This is a genomic window from Pseudomonas sp. 2,4-D, from assembly GCF_030418155.1.
Lineage (GTDB): Bacteria > Pseudomonadota > Gammaproteobacteria > Pseudomonadales > Pseudomonadaceae > Aquipseudomonas > Aquipseudomonas alloputida.
The window spans coordinates 1-17782 of record NZ_JAUHUI010000066.1; the positions used below are offsets into that span (position 1 = coordinate 1).

19 protein-coding genes and 1 tRNA gene are annotated in these 17782 nt (G+C 60.9%); 12 read left to right on the forward strand and 8 right to left on the reverse strand.

Annotated elements, in window-relative coordinates:
• Positions 1 to 114: 114 nt before the first annotated feature.
• Positions 115 to 2226 carry an elongation factor G gene (gene fusA / locus QYE47_RS26315; RefSeq protein ID WP_014590322.1) on the reverse strand — a complete coding sequence of 704 codons (2112 nt, stop codon included), beginning with the start codon at positions 2224 to 2226 and terminating at the stop codon, positions 115 to 117.
• Positions 2227 to 2299: 73 nt separating this feature from the next.
• Entirely contained in the window at positions 2300 to 2725 is a 426-nt protein-coding gene (locus QYE47_RS26320) for a hypothetical protein (protein WP_014590323.1), read from the reverse strand.
• Between the two features lie 209 nt (positions 2726 to 2934).
• On the opposite strand from QYE47_RS26320, the gene QYE47_RS26325 reads away from it, so the two are divergent.
• Positions 2935 to 3237 (forward strand): hypothetical protein, encoded by a 303-nt coding sequence (locus tag QYE47_RS26325; RefSeq protein WP_014590324.1) that lies wholly within the window; start codon positions 2935 to 2937, stop codon positions 3235 to 3237.
• Between the two features lie 3 nt (positions 3238 to 3240).
• Here QYE47_RS26325 and QYE47_RS26330 read toward each other — a convergent pair whose 3' ends face one another.
• Both QYE47_RS26330 and gcvA read right to left on the reverse strand, forming a co-directional pair.
• On the reverse strand, positions 3241 to 4491 hold the full coding sequence (locus tag QYE47_RS26330) for an aspartate aminotransferase family protein (RefSeq protein ID WP_014590325.1): 1251 nt from the start codon (positions 4489 to 4491) through the stop codon (positions 3241 to 3243).
• A 180-nt stretch (positions 4492 to 4671) separates the two neighbouring features.
• Positions 4672 to 5568, reverse strand: coding sequence for a transcriptional regulator GcvA (gcvA, locus tag QYE47_RS26335; protein ID WP_003251398.1), 897 nt, complete (start codon positions 5566 to 5568; stop codon positions 4672 to 4674).
• 255 nt (positions 5569 to 5823) lie between these two features.
• Between gcvA and QYE47_RS26340 the strand changes: the two genes are divergently transcribed.
• From QYE47_RS26340 to QYE47_RS26350, 3 genes are all read left to right on the forward strand, one after another.
• Positions 5824 to 7206, forward strand: a complete 1383-nt coding sequence (locus QYE47_RS26340; RefSeq protein ID WP_003251396.1) for an amino acid permease — start codon at positions 5824 to 5826, stop codon at positions 7204 to 7206.
• Between the two features lie 57 nt (positions 7207 to 7263).
• Complete coding sequence (locus QYE47_RS26345) at positions 7264 to 7761, forward strand: PaaI family thioesterase (protein WP_003251394.1); 498 nt, start codon at positions 7264 to 7266, stop codon at positions 7759 to 7761.
• An 87-nt stretch (positions 7762 to 7848) separates the two neighbouring features.
• A complete protein-coding gene (locus tag QYE47_RS26350) occupies positions 7849 to 8544 on the forward strand; it encodes a glutathione S-transferase N-terminal domain-containing protein (RefSeq protein ID WP_019438090.1) in 696 nt (231 codons plus the stop codon).
• 333 nt (positions 8545 to 8877) lie between these two features.
• On the opposite strand, the gene QYE47_RS26355 is transcribed toward QYE47_RS26350, so the two are convergent.
• Entirely contained in the window at positions 8878 to 10494 is a 1617-nt protein-coding gene (locus tag QYE47_RS26355; protein WP_014590328.1) for an inorganic phosphate transporter, read from the reverse strand.
• Positions 10495 to 10622: 128 nt separating this feature from the next.
• Here QYE47_RS26355 and QYE47_RS26360 point away from each other — a divergent pair, with 128 nt between their 5' ends.
• The 7 genes from QYE47_RS26360 to QYE47_RS26390 all read left to right on the forward strand — a co-directional run bounded on the left by QYE47_RS26360 (position 10623) and on the right by QYE47_RS26390 (position 15225).
• Positions 10623 to 11009: a DUF488 domain-containing protein gene (locus QYE47_RS26360; RefSeq protein WP_014590329.1), complete on the forward strand. Its 387-nt coding sequence runs from the start codon at positions 10623 to 10625 to the stop codon at positions 11007 to 11009.
• Between the two features lie 10 nt (positions 11010 to 11019).
• On the forward strand, positions 11020 to 11463 hold the full coding sequence (locus QYE47_RS26365) for a GNAT family N-acetyltransferase (protein ID WP_014590330.1): 444 nt from the start codon (positions 11020 to 11022) through the stop codon (positions 11461 to 11463).
• A 107-nt stretch (positions 11464 to 11570) separates the two neighbouring features.
• Complete coding sequence (locus QYE47_RS26370) at positions 11571 to 11960, forward strand: helix-turn-helix domain-containing protein (RefSeq protein WP_014590331.1); 390 nt, start codon at positions 11571 to 11573, stop codon at positions 11958 to 11960.
• Positions 11961 to 12023: 63 nt separating this feature from the next.
• Positions 12024 to 12662 (forward strand): UvrY/SirA/GacA family response regulator transcription factor, encoded by a 639-nt coding sequence (uvrY, locus tag QYE47_RS26375; RefSeq protein ID WP_003251380.1) that lies wholly within the window; start codon positions 12024 to 12026, stop codon positions 12660 to 12662.
• Positions 12663 to 12668: 6 nt separating this feature from the next.
• Positions 12669 to 14492 carry an excinuclease ABC subunit UvrC gene (uvrC, locus tag QYE47_RS26380; protein WP_070383611.1) on the forward strand — a complete coding sequence of 608 codons (1824 nt, stop codon included), beginning with the start codon at positions 12669 to 12671 and terminating at the stop codon, positions 14490 to 14492.
• 33 nt (positions 14493 to 14525) lie between these two features.
• Positions 14526 to 15086 carry a CDP-diacylglycerol--glycerol-3-phosphate 3-phosphatidyltransferase gene (pgsA, locus tag QYE47_RS26385; RefSeq protein WP_003251374.1) on the forward strand — a complete coding sequence of 187 codons (561 nt, stop codon included), beginning with the start codon at positions 14526 to 14528 and terminating at the stop codon, positions 15084 to 15086.
• A gap of 63 nt (positions 15087 to 15149) precedes the next feature.
• A tRNA-Gly gene (locus QYE47_RS26390) sits at positions 15150 to 15225 on the forward strand.
• A gap of 10 nt (positions 15226 to 15235) precedes the next feature.
• On the opposite strand, the gene QYE47_RS27300 is transcribed toward QYE47_RS26390, so the two are convergent.
• The 3 genes from QYE47_RS27300 to QYE47_RS26400 all read right to left on the reverse strand — a co-directional run bounded on the left by QYE47_RS27300 (position 15236) and on the right by QYE47_RS26400 (position 16849).
• A complete protein-coding gene (locus tag QYE47_RS27300; protein WP_080557777.1) occupies positions 15236 to 15532 on the reverse strand; it encodes an RHS repeat domain-containing protein in 297 nt (98 codons plus the stop codon).
• A 52-nt stretch (positions 15533 to 15584) separates the two neighbouring features.
• The gene (locus QYE47_RS26395) at positions 15585 to 16100 is read right to left on the reverse strand and encodes a DUF4880 domain-containing protein (protein ID WP_014590334.1); all 516 of its coding nucleotides are present in this window, start codon (positions 16098 to 16100) and stop codon (positions 15585 to 15587) included.
• 449 nt (positions 16101 to 16549) lie between these two features.
• The gene (locus QYE47_RS26400; RefSeq protein ID WP_014590335.1) at positions 16550 to 16849 is read right to left on the reverse strand and encodes a hypothetical protein; all 300 of its coding nucleotides are present in this window, start codon (positions 16847 to 16849) and stop codon (positions 16550 to 16552) included.
• A gap of 87 nt (positions 16850 to 16936) precedes the next feature.
• Between QYE47_RS26400 and QYE47_RS26405 the strand changes: the two genes are divergently transcribed.
• The gene (locus QYE47_RS26405; RefSeq protein WP_014590336.1) at positions 16937 to 17641 is read left to right on the forward strand and encodes a LexA family transcriptional regulator; all 705 of its coding nucleotides are present in this window, start codon (positions 16937 to 16939) and stop codon (positions 17639 to 17641) included.
• Positions 17642 to 17782 lie beyond the last annotated feature (141 nt).

Consider the following 17782-nt stretch of genomic DNA (forward strand, 5'->3'; position numbering starts at 1 on the left):
GAAAACTGTTGCTGCCTGTGCCGGCCCCTTCGCGGGTAAACCCGCCCCTACGAGGGGGCGCATACCCCTGTAGGAGCGGGTTTACCCGCGAAGAGGCCGGCACAGGAGAACCGCTTACTCCCCGCGGCTCTTCTTGACGATGCCATCGGCAATGCTCGCCGGGGCCTCGGCATAGCGGGTGAACTCCATCGAGAAGCTGGCCCGGCCCTGTGTCATCGAACGCATCGAGGTGGCGTAGCCGAACATTTCACCCAACGGCACTTCGGCACGTATCACCTTGCCAGCCGGTGTTTCATCACCATCCTGGATCATGCCGCGACGTCGGCTCAAGTCGCCAAGGATGTCACCCTGATATTCCTCGGGCGTCACCACCTCTACCTTCATCACCGGCTCCAGCAGCACTGCGCCGCCTTTCTGCGACAACTGCTTGGTGGCCATTGACGCGGCGATCTTGTAGGCCATCTCGTTGGAGTCGACATCGTGGTACGAGCCGTCGAACACGGCGGCCTTGAGGTTGATCAGTGGGTAGCCGGCAAGCACGCCGTTCTTCATTTGCTCCTCGATACCCTTCTGGATTGCTGGAATGTACTCGCGGGGTACCACACCGCCGACGATCTCGTTGATGAACTCCAGGCCTTCTTTGCCTTCATCACCGGGGGCGAAACGGATCCAGCAATGGCCGTATTGGCCACGGCCACCGGACTGGCGCACGAAACGCCCCTCGATCTCGCAGGTATTGCGGATTTTTTCCCGGTAGGCCACCTGCGGCTTGCCGATGTTGGCCTCGACGTTGAACTCGCGGCGCATGCGGTCGACGATGATGTCCAGGTGCAGCTCGCCCATGCCCGAGATGATGGTCTGGCCAGTCTCTTCATCGGTACGCACGCGGAATGAGGGGTCTTCCTGGGCCAGCTTGCCCAGCGCGATCCCCATTTTTTCCTGGTCGGCCTTGGTTTTCGGCTCTACCGCGACGGAAATCACCGGGTCGGGGAAGTCCATGCGTTCGAGGATGATCGGTTTGTCCATGTCGCACAGGGTGTCGCCGGTGGTCACGTCCTTCATGCCGATCAGTGCGGCGATGTCGCCTGCGCACACGTCCTTGATTTCAGCACGCTGGTTGGCGTGCATCTGCACCATGCGGCCGATGCGTTCCTTCTTGCCTTTGACCGAGTTGAGTACCGCATTGCCTGAACTGAGCACGCCGGAATAAACGCGGGCGAAGGTGAGGGTGCCGACGAACGGGTCGGTGGCGATCTTGAAAGCCAGTGCCGAGAACGGCTCTTTGTCGTCGGCGTGCCGTTCCAGGTGCTTTTCTTCATCATCCGGGTCGGTGCCGCGGATGGCAGGAATTTCCGAGGGGGCGGGCAGGTAATCGATTACCGCATCAAGCATCAGCGGCACACCCTTGTTCTTGAAAGAGGAGCCGAGGATGGTCGGCACGATTTCGTTAGCGATGGTGCGTTTACGCAATCCGGCCTTGATCTCTTCGACGCTCAGCTCTTCGCCTTCGAGAAACTTGTTGAGCAGTTCGTCATTGGCCTCGGCGGCGGCTTCTATCATGTGCGCGCGCCATTCGTCAGCAAGTTTCTGCAGATCGGCGGGAATATCTTCTTCACGGTAACTGGTGCCCTGGTCGGCATCGTTCCAGTAAATGGCCTTCATCTTCACCAGGTCGATCTGGCCCATGAAGTTTTCTTCGCTGCCGATGGCCAGCTGGATGGGTACCGGGTGGTGCCCCAGGCGCTGATCGATCTGCTTGACCACGCGCAGGAAGTCGGCCCCCTGGCGGTCCATCTTGTTGATGTAGGCCAAGCGTGGCACGTGGTACTTGTTGGCTTGGCGCCAGACTGTCTCTGACTGCGGCTCGACGCCGTCAGCGCCGCTGAATACCACGACCGCGCCATCAAGCACGCGTAGTGAGCGCTCCACCTCGATGGTGAAATCGACGTGGCCTGGGGTGTCGATGATGTTGAAACGGTACTTGTGGGCGAACTGCTTGGTCGAGCCTTGCCAGAACGCTGTGGTCGCCGCCGAGGTGATGGTGATGCCGCGTTCCTGCTCCTGGGCCATCCAGTCCATGGTCGCCGCGCCATCGTGCACTTCGCCCATCTTGTGGTTGACCCCGGTATAGAACAGGATCCGCTCGGTGGTCGTGGTCTTGCCGGCATCAACGTGGGCGACGATGCCGATATTGCGGTACAGCTCGATGGGCGTTGTGCGGGCCATGGCGGACTACCTGTGGGTGGACGGATTCCACCAAGTTAGCAGACCGGTGGAATCCTGCCCTGCCACCGGACCGTCAGTCGGTCTGGGCTTGCAGCATCCACTGGCCATCCACTTCACGGGCCAGGCCGCTGGCTGGCAGCAAGGCCAGCAGGCGCGTGTGCAGGGCGGCCTCGGTGAAGGTCTTGAGGGTGGTCAGGTCCAGCGCGCCGACCAGGTTGAGATCAGCCTTGGTGTACGACAGCCAGGCTTTTTTCAACACTTGGGCGACGTCGCTGCCAGCGGTGCTGGCGAACCGGCGGTGCCACTGGCGGCCTTCGAAGGTGAAGTTGTGCGCGTGGCTGTAGGTGCTTTGGTCGGCACCTTCTACGCAGCGGTGGCAGCGGCATGGGCCCTCGCCGAAGGCGTTGCGCAGGTAGCTGTTGAAGTCCACGACGGGCTTGAGGGACAGGCGTTTGTCGACTTCGAACAGGTCGGCGATCAGGGGTTCTTCGGCGCTCACTCGGGATCCTCGTGTGGTGTGGCGTGCATCGGCGGGCACCCTAACAGATCGGGGCATTCAGATCACCTGTTGCAGGTGCCTGCATACCCCAAGCAACATGCAATCCCTGGGGGGCGGGCATGCCCGCGAACAGGCCAGTAGAGACAACAGAGACGGCCTGCCGTACTCTACGCGCCCGTACGCCTATACACCCACCGAGGTAACCCCGTTTGAGCATCAAGTACCCGTACATCGCCACCGTGACCATCAGCGCCGAAGACCGTGGCGGAGATACCGAAGCCTCGGAAAACCCCAAGATGCGCGTGGGCCTGGAAGCGGTGACCGAAACCCTGAAGAAGGTTCATTTCGTCGGTACGCTCGCGGCCCCAGAGAAACCGGCCACGCACATTTGCGTGACCCTGGAGAACGGCCTGACCTATTACGGCCCGATCGTCAACGGCCATGCCGAACTTGAAGGCGGCTGGATCGCCTTCGAGTCCGACATGCTTACCCCGGAAGAGCTCGGCCTGTAAGCCTCAGTTCAGTTCTGCCAGGCACTGCTCGAGGATATCCAGCCCTTCCTCGAGCACCTCGGCCTCGATGGTCAACGGAGCCAGCAGGCGAATGATGTGCCGCGCCTTGCCGCTGGGCATCAGCAGCAGGCCCTTGGTGCGGGCCGCTTCCATCACCTTGGCCAGTTGTGCCGGTGCCGGACTGCCATCTGCATTGGCGAACTCGATCCCTCGCATGGCGCCCACGCCGGTCAGGCGGCCGATGTACGGGCTCAGGCCCGAAGCCTTCCAGCGCTCATGACGGCTGACGATGGCCTGTTCCTGCCGTTCCCCCCAGGTTGCAACGTTTTCGTCGGTCATCTGCGCCAGGCTGGCCAAGGCCGCCGCACAGGCAATCGGGTTGCCCGAATAGGTGCCACCCAGGCCGCCTTTGGGCAGCGCCGCCATCAATTCCTTGCGCCCGACCACTGCACCCAACGGCATACCGCCAGCGATGCTCTTGGCCAGCAGCAGCAGGTCGGGCTCGATACCCAGGCGCGGAAACGCGAAGCGCTGGCCGGTGCGGCCGAAGCCCGACTGGATCTCGTCGATGATGATCAGGATGCCACGCTCGTCGCAGAAGCGGCGCAGGGCCTGGGCGAAGACTGGGTCCAAGGCAAGGAAGCCGCCTTCACCCTGCACCGGCTCGAAGATGAACGCCGCGACGTCCTCCACCGCCAGCTCAACGCTGAACAGACGCTCCATGGCCTTGAGCGCCTGCTCGCAGGTAACCCCGGTATCCGCGCTGGGGTAGGGCAGGTGATACACCGGCCCGGGCAGTTCGCCGACCCGCTGCTTGTAGGGGGCAACCTTGCCATTGAGGTTCAGGGTGGCCAGGGTGCGCCCATGGAAGCCGCCGTCGAAAGCGATGATGGCACGTTTGCCGGTGGCGCCACGGGCCACTTTCAGGGCGTTTTCCGCCGCTTCCGCGCCGCTGTTGGTGAGCATGCCGGCCAGTGGGTAGCTGACTGGCACAAACTGGCTCAGTTGCTCCATCAGGGCCAGGTACGGGCCGTGAGGGGCGGCGTTGAAGGCGTAGTGGGTCAGGCGGGTGGCCTGAGCCTGGATGGCCTCGACTACAGCGGGGTTGCAGTGGCCCAGGTTGAGCACGCCGATACCGCCGACGAAGTCGATGTAACGTTTGCCGTCAGTGTCCCAGACTTCGGCATTACGGCCATGGGAAAGTGTGATCGGGTGAACGATGGCAATGGATTGGCTGATACTTTCCTGGTTCATGGGGGCACGCGGACCTTGTTCGAGTTTCTTATTATCCAAGCGTGTCGTCGGGTTATTCCGCAAACGAATTATTCGATTGCGGTCATTCCATGGATTCGTGATCTGGGCGGTTTTTTTGGTTGGCTGTGCCGGCCTCTTCGCGGGCAAGCCCGCTCCTGCCAGAGGCCGGGGCAGGCCAAATCAATCGCCTTCAGCCACCCGTTCCCGGATCCACTGCACAAAGGCCCTGATCTTGGGCACTTCGGCCGCATGCTCGGCATGCGCAATGAAGTGCCTCCCGTTGCTTGCCACAGGGTGGTCCCAGGCCACCACCAGCTTGCCTTCGCTCAGCTCCTCGGCCACCAGATAGCGGGGAATCAGGGCTATGCCGCAGCCGGAGATGGCCGCGCGGATACACAGGTAGAACGTGTCGAAGCGCGGCCCGTGGTAGCTGTTCTGGCTATGTAACCCAAGCCCCAGGAACCACTCATGCCAGGCTTCCGGCCGCGACACGCATTGCAACAGGCGGTGCTCAGTCAATGCCTGGGCGCTGTCGAAACGGTGGCTGGCCAGCAGTTGCGGGCTGCACACCGGCACCACTTCTTCGCTGAACAACTCGATGCAGGTCGCCCCGGGCCAGGTGCCCTGGCCGAAGAAAAAGGCGACGTCAGCCTTCGCCTGTACCAGGTCGAATGGCTCCAGCTCGTTGCGCACATCCAGGTGAATGCGTGGGTAGCGGTCACCAAAACCCTTGAGCCTGGGGACCAGCCAGCGGGCGCCGAAGGTCGGCTGGGTGGCGATGCGCAGCACTTCGGTTTCGTCGCCGTAGCTGAGGATGTAGCGGCTGGATATGTCGATCTGGGTGAGGATCTTGTTCACTTCGGTGAGGTACAGCGCGCCGGCCGGGGTCAGGTGCAGGCGCCGGCGAATGCGCTGGAACAGCGAGTGCGAGAGCATGTCCTCAAGCTGCGCGACCTGCTTGCTGACGGCGCTCTGGGTCAGGTGCAGTTCCTGGGCCGCGCGGGTGAAGCTGAGGTGGCGAGCGGCCGCTTCGAAGCACTGAAGGGCGGTGGTCGAAGGCATCAGGCGTTTGGACATGACGGGCGAATACCGAGCAAAAAAGGAAGGAGTTCATTCCGTAAAGGAATTATGTGGTTCGAAAAGGTCGTTTGTTGACCCCGGCCTATAGATTAATACTGACCTGGATCAACGATTACAACCGGTCATGCGAAGAGGAGGTCAATACCCGCTTCGGTCATCTGCAAAACAACAACAACACACATCAGAAATTTATAAGAATTCTGCTCAGACCTTCAGCCGCTTTGCTGCGGCCGACCCATTCGAGGGTTCTTCATGGCTTCGCAAGACAACAAGAAACAGCGCTCACTGCAGCACGGCCTGACTTCCCGTCAGGTTTCCATGATCTCCATTGCCGGCATCATCGGCGCCGGGCTGTTCATCGGGTCCTCCAACGCCATTGCCACCGCCGGCCCGGCCATCCTCATCTCCTACGCCATGACTGGCCTGCTGGTATTGCTGGTGATGCGCATGCTGGGTGAAATGGCCATCGCAAACCCCAACAGCGGCTCTTTTTCCACCTACGCTTCGGAAGCCATCGGGCCTTGGGCGGGCTTTACCATTGGCTGGCTGTACTGGTGGTTCTGGGTGTTGATCATTCCGGTGGAAGCCATTGCCGGTGCTGACATCCTGCATGCCTACTTCCCTGGCGTGCCGTCCTGGCTGTTCGCCTTCCTGATCATGCTGGTGCTGTCGGGCACCAACCTGGTCAGCGTTAAGAACTTCGGTGCTTTCGAGTACTGGTTCGCGTTGGTCAAGGTGGTCGCGATCATTGGCTTCATCGGGGTGTGCACCTTGGCGGTGTTCGGCTTCTGGCCGCTGGCGGAGGTCTCCGGGGTCAGCCGGCTGTGGGACAGTGGTGGTTTCATGCCCAATGGGTTCGGGACGGTGCTTGGGGGCGTGCTGATCACCATCTTCTCGTTCTTCGGTGCCGAAATTGTCACCATCGCGGCTGACGAAACCGCCAACCCGAAAGACAAGATTCGCCGCGCCACCAACCTGGTGGTGTACCGCATTGCCATTTTCTATCTGGCGTCGATCTTCCTGGTGGTGTCGCTGGTGGCCTGGAACGACCCCGGGCTGAAAGCGGTAGGGTCGTTCCAGCGTGTACTGGAAGTGCTGAACGTGCCGGGCGCCAAGTTGCTGGTTGACCTGGTGGTGTTGGTGGCGGTGACAAGTTGCATGAACTCGGGGCTCTACACGGCGTCGCGCATGCTCTATTCGCTTGGCGCGCGTGGCCAGGCGCTGAGCGTGACCAAGCGCATCTCCGGTTCCGGCGTGCCGACCGTGGCAGTGATCTTCTCGACCCTGGCGGGTTTCGCTGGCTGCCTCGTCAACTATGTGTTCCCGGGCAAGGTGTTTGGCTTCCTGCTGTCGACCACTGGCGCCATCGCTTTGCTGGTGTACCTGGTCATTGCCGTGTCGCAGCTGCGCATGCGTGCCCGTGCCGAGCGTGAAGGGCGCCCGCTGGAACTGAAGATGTGGCTGTTCCCATGGCTGACCTGGCTGGTGATCGGCACCATCGTCATGGTGCTGGGCTACATGCTGTTCAGCGATGCCTACCGCTATGAGACGCTGATGACTGCCGGGGTGACCGCGTTCATCCTGCTGGTTTCGCTGACCCAGCGGCGTACGAAGATGGTTGCCCAGACGGTCTGATGTTTCTGCTTTAATGGGGGCGTTGCGCGCCCCCATTCCAACAAGCACAGGAAGCGTATGACTGATCACACACTTTCCCTTCAAGCCCTCGCGGCCCCTGAGGGTACTTGCTATGGCTGCGGCTGTTCCCACCCCAGCGGCCTGCACCTGCAAAGCCACTGGGACGCCGACGGTGTTCACCTGGTGTGCCGGCACTCGCCCGACAGCACCTTCATTGGCTGGCCTGGCCTGGTTTACGGTGGCCTGCTGGCGATGCTGGTCGACTGCCACTCCAACTGGACGGCGATGGCCTACCACTACCGTAACGAAGGCCGAGAACCGGGCAGCCTGCCGCGTATCGACTGCGTTACCGGCACGCTCAACCTGACATACCTGAAACCTACGCCGATGGGCGTCGAGCTGTTGCTCAAGGCGCGTGTCGAAGGCGAAGTTGGGCGCAAGAGCCGGGTCATTTGCGAAGTCTGGGCAGAGGATGTACTGACGGTGACGGCCGACTCCGTGTTTGTCCGCGTCGATACCGAAAAGCTCAAGCTCAAGGCCCACGGCCAGGCCTGAGCTGCCAACGCTGATGAGTGGTCGGTGATGGTCAGCGGCTGGGGATGTCTCTAGAGTGACAGGCTCATTCCCTTGGCAAGGTTGATCATGACCGAACTCAGTGCTTTCCCCATTACCCGCAAATGGCCCGCCAAACATCCCGAACGCCTGCAGTTGTACTCGCTGCCGACGCCCAACGGGGTGAAGGTGTCGATCATGCTTGAAGAGATTGGCTTGGCTTACGAGGCGCACAAGGTCAGCTTCGACAACGATGACCAAATGAGCCCCGAGTTCATCTCGCTCAGCGCGAACAACAAGATCCCCGCCATCCTCGACCCGAACGGCCCGGGCGGTCAGCCGCTGCCGCTGTTCGAGTCGGGGGCGATCTTGCAGTACCTGGCGGAGAAGAGCGGCCAGCTGCTCAGCCAGGACCCCGCCCAGCGCTACCAGACCCTGCAGTGGCTGATGTTCCAGATGGGCGGCATCGGGCCGATGTTCGGCCAGGTCGGGTTCTTCCATTTCTTTGCTGGCAAGGAATATGAAGACAAGCGCCCGCGCGACCGCTATGTCAACGAGTCCAAGCGGCTGCTGGGCGTGCTGGATCGGCATTTGAAAGGTCGGCAGTGGATGGCTGAGGAATACAGCATCGCCGACATCGCCATCTTCCCTTGGGTGCGTAACCTGGTGGAGCGCTACAACGCCCGTGACCTGGTGGGCTTCGACCAGTTCAAGGAAGTGCAGCGCGTGCTGGCGAATTTCCTCGAACGGCCAGCCGTGCAGCGTGGCCTGAAAATCCCGGGCTGATCAACCTGTGCAGGGACAACTGCCTTGCGCAAACTTCGAAAGGCCTGGACGGTCGCCCGTAGGAGCGGGTTTACCCGCGAAAGGGTCGGCCCTGCTGGCCAATTTTCACCCGCCGTTCACCGTTGCCGCCGCTACCGTATTAGCGGGTAAACCCGCTCCTACACCTGATCGGGGGGTGGACACATGTCGGTGATTGGGCACAGGCCGTCGTGTAGGAGCGGGTTTACCCGCGAAGAGGCCGGGCCTGCTGGCCAATTACCACCCGCCGTTCACCGTTGCCGCTGCTACCGTATTCGCGGGTAAACCCGCTCCTACAGAAGGCGGCGTACGGGTTCAGAAGATGTGGTTCAGCAACCAGTACAGGCTGCCAGCCAACAGCATTGCCGCTGGCAGGGTCAGCACCCAGGCCATCAGCAGATTGAACAAAGTGCGTTTCTGAATCCCCGACCCATTGGCGACCATGGCGCCGGCCACCCCCGAACTCAGCACATGCGTGGTCGACACCGGCAGCCCGAACATATCCGCCGCGCCAATAGTGCACATCGCCACCACTTCGGCCGATGCGCCTTGGGCATAGCTGAGGTGGGTCTTGCCGATCTTCTCGCCAACGGTGACCACAATACGTCGCCAGCCAACCATGGTCCCCAGCCCCAGCGCGATGGCTACAGCCACCTTCACCCACAGCGGAATATAGCGGGTGGCGTCGTCCAGCTGGGTCTTGAACCGCTGCACATGGCTGCGGGTGTCGGCATCGAATGTCACCAGGTGGTTTTTCTCCATGAGGCGGATGGCTTCACTGGTCAGGTACATGTCATTGCGCACGTTGGCCATGGCTTCAGCCGGTACGCGCTTGAGCGAGCCATAGCCTTTGACCTCTTCGCCGATCATCCCGGTCAGCGCCGCCAATGCCGGTACCAGGTGCGGGCTGGCCTTGGGCTCGGCAATGAACAGGGTCAGTACCTGGCGCGGGTCAGCCGGGGCCGCTTGCGGATCGCTGCGTACCAGTGCCTGGCGGGTCACCTCGGCGACAGCGGAAAACTGCAGGGCCTGCCCGTTGGGCATGGTCTTGTTCAGCGCATAAGCCATCGGCAGGGTGCCGACCAGAATCAGCATGATCAGCCCCATGCCTTTCTGGCCATCGTTGGAGCCGTGGGCAAAAGATACCCCCGTGCAGGTCAGAATCAGTATGCTGCGGATCCACCACGGTGGTGGCGTTTGGCCTTCCGGTGCCTGGTAAAGCGCCTTGCGTTTGACCAGCGCGCGCAGGGCCAGCAGCAGCAGGGCTGCGCAAGCAAAACCAATCAGCGGAGAGAACAGCAGGGCATAACCCACCTTGCTGGCCTGGGCCCAGTCCACGCCGCTGGTGCCGTCACGCCCATGCATCAGCGCATTGGCCACGCCCACGCCGATGATCGAGCCAATCAGGGTGTGCGAGGACGATGCCGGCAGGCCCAGCCACCAGGTGCCAAGGTTCCAGATGATCGCCGCCAGCAGCAGGGCGAAGACCATGGCGAAGCCGGCCGAAGAACCCACCTGTAGAATCAGTTCAACCGGTAGCAAGGCGATGATGCCGAAGGCCACCGCGCCGCTGGAAAAAAGCACGCCCAGGAAGTTGCACAGCCCAGACCACACCACCGCTATCGGCGCCGGCAACGAATGGGTGTATATCACGGTGGCTACCGCGTTGGCGGTGTCGTGGAAGCCGTTGACGAACTCGAAGCCCAGGGCAATCAGCAGCGCCAGGCCCAGCAGAAGGAACGGTGTAGCCGTGGTGATGACCGTACCGCTTGCGGTCACATCCTGCTTGAGGCTCCAGGCGGTGTAGGCGATACCTGCCAGCAGCAGGCTGAAGAACAACGTTAAGGTGGCACGCCCAGGTTTTTGGGAGAGCTGCGGGCGAGCGTCGTGTTTGGCCAGTAGTGGGCTGCTGGCCACTGACGGGGTTGCCATGGGGGCTCCGGTTGGCATTGGGCGAAAGTGCCGAAGGCCTTGAGCATAGAAACAATTCGTAACCCGGCCGTGACCTCGATCAATGAATTATCTAGGCTCAAGACGGACGGTAATGGCAGGAGACGCCCATGATTCGCTGCAAACGTGTCTATGATGCGGTTGAGGATGAAGATGGCCAGCGTGTACTGGTCGACCGCCTTTGGCCGCGCAACAAGCGCAAGGAAGACCTCCATGGGCAGTGGTTGCGCGAAGTGGCACCTTCGAATGAATTGCGTAAGGCGTTCCACCAGGGAGACGTAGATTTCGCCGGTTTTACCCAGCGTTACCAGCAAGCGCTGGCGGCCCACCCCGAGCACTGGTATCCGCTAATGGACATGGCCAGGAAGGGGACGCTGACATTGCTTTATGCCGGCAAGGACACTGAGCACAACAATGCCCGGGTGCTGGCCGATTGGTTGGAAAACGAACTGGACAGGTGTGGCCCTGGCAGTTCGCCAGTGTGCTATGCCCAATGAGTGCGATGCGATGTCCTTACAGTTGATTCCCGCCAAAGACATCCACTGCACCTTTGCCCGCGATCTCACGCGCCGCGCCATGCTGCCTTACTACCGTGAATACGACCTGCTGTGGATCGAGGAAGCCTTCGATGCAGCCTGGGACTGGCGCGAGCAGTGGCTGGTGATCGAAGGCGACGTCTTGTTGGGTTTTTGCAGCCTCAGCCAGGACCGCCAGGCGCTGTTCATCCGCGAGTTGCACCTGTTGCCTGAGCACCGTGGGCGGGGCGTCGGTAGCTGGGTGCTGGAAGAACTGGCGCTGTGGGCCAGGCAGCGGCGCCTTCCCCTGTTGCGGCTGATGGTGTTCCGCAGCAACCCGGCCCGCCTGCTGTACCAGCGTCATGGCTTCGTCGAAATGGGTGAAGACGAATGCTTTGTGCGGATGCAGCGGGATATCAAATTAGTGGCTAAATGATGGCTTGTCGCGACCGCAGCGTATGGGCATAGTGAATCCGTACGTTTACGGCTGCCTGCAGACGGGTAGACCGTGTTTGAGGATATAAGGGAAAAGGAGAAGCCCCTATGAACGGAATCGGTCCACGGCTGCGGGAAGAGCGTGAGCGGTTGGGCATGACCCAGCGTGTATTTGGCGATATCGGTGGCGTCGAGCCCAATGCTCAGGGCAAGTACGAAAGCGGTGAGCGCACGCCGCGGCTAGATTACCTGGCGGCATTGGCGACCCGGGGCGTGGATGCGTTGTATGTCCTCAGCGGCCTGCGCACCCCGGCAGCGCTCGAAGGTTTGAACGCGGATGAGTCCGGTTTGCTGGGGGCTTTTCGGAAATTGCGGTCGGAAGATCAGGCCGCGCTCTTGCACCTTTTAGGGCGGTTGGCCAACGACGCCACGCCCCGGCAAATAGTGAGGCCTCTCACAGTCGAACGTCAGTCGTTTCTGACGGAAGCAATGCGTTAGGCCCACCGTGAAAAATTTTGTTAAGGTGGCGGGATCCAATCGCCCTGCTGACGAGGTGTGTGCTTGATTAGGGTCTTAGTGGTCGATGATCACGATCTGGTACGAACCGGTATTACACGCATGTTGGCCGACATCGACGGCCTGCAGGTGGTGGGTGAGGGAGATTCCGGCGAGTCGGCGCTGAAACTGGCCCGGGAGCTGAAACCGGACGTTGTGCTGATGGATGTGAAAATGCCCGGCATCGGCGGCCTGGAGGCCACCCGCAAGCTGCTGCGCAGCCATCCTGACATCAAGGTAGTGGCGGTGACGGTGTGCGAGGAAGACCCGTTCCCCACACGCTTGTTGCAGGCCGGCGCTGCCGGCTACCTGACCAAGGGTGCAGGCCTTGACGAAATGGTCCAGGCCATTCGACTGGCCTTTGCCGGCCAGCGCTATATCAGCCCGCAGATCGCCCAGCAGTTGGCGCTGAAACCGTTCCAGCCGCAGGGCTCGCCGTTCGACGCGTTGTCCGAGCGGGAAATCCAGATTGCCCTGATGATTGTCGGCTGCCAGAAAGTGCAGATCATCTCCGACAAGTTGTGCCTCTCGCCCAAGACCGTCAATACTTACCGTTATCGGATCTTTGAAAAACTCTCGGTCACCAGCGACGTTGAACTGACGTTGCTGGCCGTTCGCCACGGCATGGTTGACGCAAGCCTGTAAAACCTCATGTCCCAAGTCTTTGATGCCAGCGCATTCCTGGCGACCTGCAGCGGTCGCCCGGGCGTTTACCGGATGTTCGACGGCGAGGCCCGGCTGCTTTACGTGGGCAAGGCCAAGAACCTGAAGAAGCGCCTGGCCAGCTATTTCCGCAAGACCGGCCTTGCGCCCAAGACCGCCGCGCTGGTTGCGCGCATCGCCCAGGTTGAAACCACCATCACCGCCAACGAAACCGAGGCGTTGCTGCTGGAGCAGAACCTGATCAAGGAGTGGCGGCCGCCTTACAACATCCTGCTGCGCGACGATAAGTCCTACCCCTACGTGTTTCTGTCCGATGGCGAGTTCCCGCGCCTGGGCATTCACCGTGGGGCGAAAAAAGCCAAGGGCCGTTACTTTGGCCCGTACCCCAGCGCCGGGGCCATTCGCGAAAGCCTCAGCCTGCTGCAAAAGGCTTTTTCTGTGCGTCAGTGCGAAGATAGCTACTACGCCAACCGCACCCGGCCATGCCTGCAGTACCAGATAAAGCGCTGCAAAGGGCCCTGCACCGACCTGGTGACTGCCGAGGAATACGCAGAAGACGTGCGTCATTCGGTGATGTTTCTGGAAGGGCGTAGCCAGCAACTGGGCAATGAGTTGAACGCCGAGATGGAAAAGGCCGCCATGGCCCTCGATTTCGAAAAAGCCGCCGAGCTGCGCGACCAGATCGCCTTGTTGCGCCGCGTGCAGGACCAACAGTACATCGAGGGCGGCAGCGGCGATGTCGACGTCATCGCCGCCTTCGTCAACCCAGGTGGTGCCTGTGTGCACCTGATCAGCGTGCGCGGCGGCCGAGTACTGGGCAGCAAGAACTTCTTCCCGCAGGTGGGCATCGAGGAGGAGGTGGCCGAGGTCATGGCCGCATTCCTTTCCCAGTACTATCTGGGCAACGCAGAGCGCGAGCTGCCCGGCGAGTTGATCGTCAATGTTGTTCACGAAGACTTCAACGCCATCACCGAAGCGCTGCACGCGCTGCGTGGCCGCGAACTGACCATCAGCCACCGGGTGCGTGGCACCCGCGCCCGCTGGCAGCAACTGGCCGTGACCAATGCCGAGCAGGCGCTGAATGCCCGCCTGGCCAACCGCCAGCACATGGCTGCGCGCTTCGAAGCCCTGGCCGAAGTGCTGGGCCTGGATGAAGTGCCGCAACGCCTGGAATGCTACGACATCAGCCACTCCAGTGGTGAAGCTACCGTGGCCAGTTGCGTGGTATTCGGCCCCGAAGGGCCGATCAAGTCCGACTACCGCCGCTTCAACATCGAAGGCGTCACCGCAGGTGACGATTACGCGGCCATGCATCAGGCCCTGACCCGCCGCTATGGGCGCATCAAGGACGGCGAGGGCAAGCTGCCCGACGTGCTGCTGGTGGACGGCGGCAAGGGCCAGCTGAACATGGCGCGCGATGTGATGCAGGAGCTGGGCTTCACCGACCTGACCCTGCTGGGTGTGGCCAAGGGTGTCACACGCAAGGCGGGTTTCGAAACCCTGTACCTGAACGATGTCCATCACGAATTTACCCTCAAGGGCGATTCATCGGCGTTGCACCTGATCCAGCAGATCCGCGACGAAGCCCACCGCTTCGCTATCACCGGCCACCGCGCCCGCCGTGGCAAGGCCCGTCGAGTTTCCAGCCTTGAAGATGTGGCCGGGGTAGGGCCCAAGCGCCGCCGCGACCTGCTGAAACATTTCGGCGGCCTGCAGGAGCTCAACCGCGCCAGTATCGATGAAATCGCCAAAGCCCCCGGCATCAGTAAAAAGCTTGCCGAGTCGATTTATGCCAGCCTGCATAGCGAGTAGAATGCCGGGCTCAACTTGCAGCCAGTCGTACCGATGAATATTCCAAACCTGCTCACCGTTCTACGCGTCCTGCTCATTCCGTGCTTCATTCTGCTGTTCTACATGCCCTATCAGTGGAGTTACATGGCCGCCAGCAGTGTATTCGCCGTTGCCGCCGCCACCGATTGGCTGGATGGCTACCTGGCACGACGCCTGCAGCAGAGCACGCCGTTCGGCGCCTTCCTTGACCCGGTGGCTGACAAGCTAATGGTGGCAGTGGCCCTGGTGCTGCTGGTGCAGACCCACGCCAACTTCTGGCTGACCCTGCCAGCCGCGGTGATCATCGGCCGCGAGATCGTGGTGTCTGCGCTGCGTGAGTGGATGGCTGAGCTAGGGGCGCGGGCGCATGTGGCGGTGTCCAACCTCGGTAAGTGGAAGACTGCGGCGCAGATGCTGGCGCTAGTGATCCTGCTGGGCAACCCACCGGCGGTGACCTTCTGGGTGATCCTGGGCTACGGGCTGCTGCTGGTGGCAGCGGGGCTGACGCTGTGGTCGATGGTGCACTACCTGCTGGCCGCCTGGCCGCACCTGCGCGAAGGTTCGGAAAAAAAATAAAAGTTTTTTGAATCAAGGGGTTGACGCTGTTTTAGAAATCGCTAGAATGGCACCCATCACGACGCGGGAATAGCTCAGTTGGTAGAGCACGACCTTGCCAAGGTCGGGGTCGCGAGTTCGAGTCTCGTTTCCCGCTCCAAATTCGATCCTCAGTGCGTCGCTGGGATCAAAAAGAAGAGGCCTTCAGGGCCTCTTTTTTTATGCCTAAATTTTATATCTCGGCTATTTTGCCCGGTTTCGACCAAACGGTCGCTGGTGTCGTAGTGAAATCGCAAGTTTTTCTGTTCAGGGTCGACGTAGCGCGTCAGTTGACCAGCGACATCAATTTCATAGCGGTCGAACAGGCGGATGTGTCTGTCATGTAAGCAGGAGGCGGTGTAAAACGAAGAGCGAGTCCAGGCACTGCATGACTGTACCCAAGCTATCGCGCAACTGAAGTCGGTCATGCGCACGGTGCATGCTCAGGGGCGGGGACGTACAGCCATGCTGAAGCGCTGTTCAAGCCCAGAACCCAACCAGCACCAACGCCGCCACACCCAGCCCGACCGCAACCGAGCAGCCGCCCAGCGACAGCGCCGCCCGACCTTGCCGATACCAGCCGTCATGGCCCAGTTGCCGTGCCGGCGCCAGCAGGCTGCGCCACCGCAGTTCCGTATCGTGAAACGCCTGCAAGTTCGCCGGATCCGCATCCAGCCAGCGGCGGAAGTCGATACGCTCGCACGCCGTCACCTGCGGGCTCTGCAAGCGCACATACCACTGCCCGGCCACGCTCGCCAGCACATCCCGGCGCGAGCGGCCAGCTTGCAGCGCCTGGTCCATGTTGCGCTCGACACTCGCCAGTGGCAGGTCAAGGCGCACAGCAATGCTGGCGAAGTCCAGCTGATCGAGGCGGTTGAGCAGGAATACTTGCTGTACGCGCCGTGGTAACCGCTTCAGTGCATGCAGCAGGGCATCGTCGGCATCATGCTCGGTAGCAGGAGTGGGGTGCTCAAGGGGCAGCAGCAGACGGGTCATGGACAGCTCCTTGCTCTATAAAGGGGGGGAGGGGGGCATCTTCCTTGATGCGGAACCAGAGTAGGCGAAACGAGATTGATTCTCAAGTGCTGATTCCGCAAAGTTTTGTAACGAGCGTTCACGCCCTGAAACACCTTTGCTATCATGCGCGCCATCACGATCTTCATTAGCCTGAAGAGCCAAAAAAAAGACCCGGCAAAAAAGCCGGGTCAAAAACCGTGATTAGCCTGATGAGGAGATAATCTGAGAGCGACCTAAGCTTTCAGGTTATCCAGCGGATCTCGCGATCAGCTGAGTGCAATAATAATCGTTATCATTTGCCAGTCAAATGATTTTTTGCTGATCCGGTAAAAAAGTTGTACCGGCGCGCTTCCTTGTCCCGACAATCGGGGCTTTTGCCGTTACCTGGCCATCACGTCCTCTCCCTTTTTTTTTGTCTATGAACCCGCTCACTCGGTGCGTTTGTGCTCCAGCAGTGCGCGGGCCATGTCCATCATGTGCATCAAAGCGAACGTCAGTTCTCGCTGGCTGCCGTGCTGGTGGGTGGCGGTTTCCTGGGCGGTGGCCGCAGCGCAGCGCAGCAGGGCGATGGCGTGTTCCTGGGCCTGGTCGCCGGTTACGCCTTCGTGCAGGGTCCAGATCCTGTTGTCCAGGGTGGGCCGCGGTGGGTTGGGGTTGAGGTAATAGTCGAGCGCGCGGCGTGCGGCTTCGCTGTCGAGATCTGTTTCGTCGTTTTTCGGTAGTTTCATCCTGATACCTGCCGGAGCCAGTAGGGAAGGGGTCAGGTCGATGGTAATACCTACAGTATTTTTATTCTTCCCGATAAATAATACTGAATGTTTATTGAGCGCTTGAAGGCAGTCCGTATCGTGCCAGCGATGAATATGGATAAATGGATTGCCCTCGTCCGTGACCGGATGGAGGAGCTAGGGCTCACTCAAGAGCAGCTTGCCGAGCGCGTTGGTGTGTCTCAAGGCAGTGTCGGTCATTGGGTGAACAAGCGGCGTCAGCCGAAAATCGAATCGATGAACCGCACGTTCGTCGAGATTGGCATGCCTCATTACAACGTCAGCCTGCAGCTGCGCATCCAGGGGCAGGTTGGCGAGGAGCGTAGTGTTTACGAGATAGCGGACGATGATGAACTCGACCTCATGCGATACATCGTTTGCTTCCGTTACCCGGTGCTGGGTTGGAGTGAGTTAGATGCTGCAACGGCTGTAGAGCCTGCTGTTTTCGAGCAGACTGACTACCTGGCACAGGGCAAGGCGTTCTGGCTAACCGTGGAAAACGATGCCATGAGCGCTGTCAGTGGCCGCAGTGTGCCGCAGGGCATGCGGATGCTGGTGGACCCCGGTGTAGAGGCTGAGGCGGGGCGTTTGGTTATCGCTCGTCAGCCCGGCAAGCCGGCGATTTTCCGCGAGCTGGCCGAGGAAGGTGGGCAGCGTTATCTGAAGGCATTGAACAGTAACTACCCGGCGCTGTTGTGCGAAGAGGGTTGCGAATTTCTTGGGGTGGTCGTGCGGGTGCATGGGGCCTTTTGAAAGGGTTTGAGTGGTGGCGGCTACGGTGAACGGCGGGTGGAGATTGGCCAGCAGGCACGGCCTCTTCGCGGGTAAACCCGCTCCTACACGACGGCCTGCGCCCAATCACCAATGTGTGTCCACCCCCGATAGGTGTAGGAG

Excerpts from the sequence above, each read along its gene's own strand:
- QYE47_RS26370 (WP_014590331.1), top strand. The coding sequence starts at position 11,571 with ATGAACGGAATCGGTCCACGGCTGCGGGAAGAGCGTGAGCGGTTGGGC.
- QYE47_RS26395 (WP_014590334.1), bottom strand. The coding sequence starts at position 16,100 with ATGACCCGTCTGCTGCTGCCCCTTGAGCACCCCACTCCTGCTACCGAG.
- QYE47_RS26360 (WP_014590329.1), top strand. The coding sequence starts at position 10,623 with ATGATTCGCTGCAAACGTGTCTATGATGCGGTTGAGGATGAAGATGGC.
- QYE47_RS26355 (WP_014590328.1), bottom strand. The coding sequence starts at position 10,494 with ATGGCAACCCCGTCAGTGGCCAGCAGCCCACTACTGGCCAAACACGAC.
- QYE47_RS26350 (WP_019438090.1), top strand. The coding sequence starts at position 7,849 with ATGACCGAACTCAGTGCTTTCCCCATTACCCGCAAATGGCCCGCCAAA.
- fusA (WP_014590322.1), bottom strand. The coding sequence starts at position 2,226 with ATGGCCCGCACAACGCCCATCGAGCTGTACCGCAATATCGGCATCGTC.
- QYE47_RS26400 (WP_014590335.1), bottom strand. The coding sequence starts at position 16,849 with ATGAAACTACCGAAAAACGACGAAACAGATCTCGACAGCGAAGCCGCA.
- QYE47_RS26405 (WP_014590336.1), top strand. The coding sequence starts at position 16,937 with ATGTTTATTGAGCGCTTGAAGGCAGTCCGTATCGTGCCAGCGATGAAT.
- QYE47_RS26345 (WP_003251394.1), top strand. The coding sequence starts at position 7,264 with ATGACTGATCACACACTTTCCCTTCAAGCCCTCGCGGCCCCTGAGGGT.
- uvrC (WP_070383611.1), top strand. The coding sequence starts at position 12,669 with ATGTCCCAAGTCTTTGATGCCAGCGCATTCCTGGCGACCTGCAGCGGT.
- QYE47_RS26330 (WP_014590325.1), bottom strand. The coding sequence starts at position 4,491 with ATGAACCAGGAAAGTATCAGCCAATCCATTGCCATCGTTCACCCGATC.
- gcvA (WP_003251398.1), bottom strand. The coding sequence starts at position 5,568 with ATGTCCAAACGCCTGATGCCTTCGACCACCGCCCTTCAGTGCTTCGAA.
- QYE47_RS26340 (WP_003251396.1), top strand. The coding sequence starts at position 5,824 with ATGGCTTCGCAAGACAACAAGAAACAGCGCTCACTGCAGCACGGCCTG.
- pgsA (WP_003251374.1), top strand. The coding sequence starts at position 14,526 with ATGAATATTCCAAACCTGCTCACCGTTCTACGCGTCCTGCTCATTCCG.
- QYE47_RS26365 (WP_014590330.1), top strand. The coding sequence starts at position 11,020 with ATGTCCTTACAGTTGATTCCCGCCAAAGACATCCACTGCACCTTTGCC.
- QYE47_RS27300 (WP_080557777.1), bottom strand. The coding sequence starts at position 15,532 with ATGACCGACTTCAGTTGCGCGATAGCTTGGGTACAGTCATGCAGTGCC.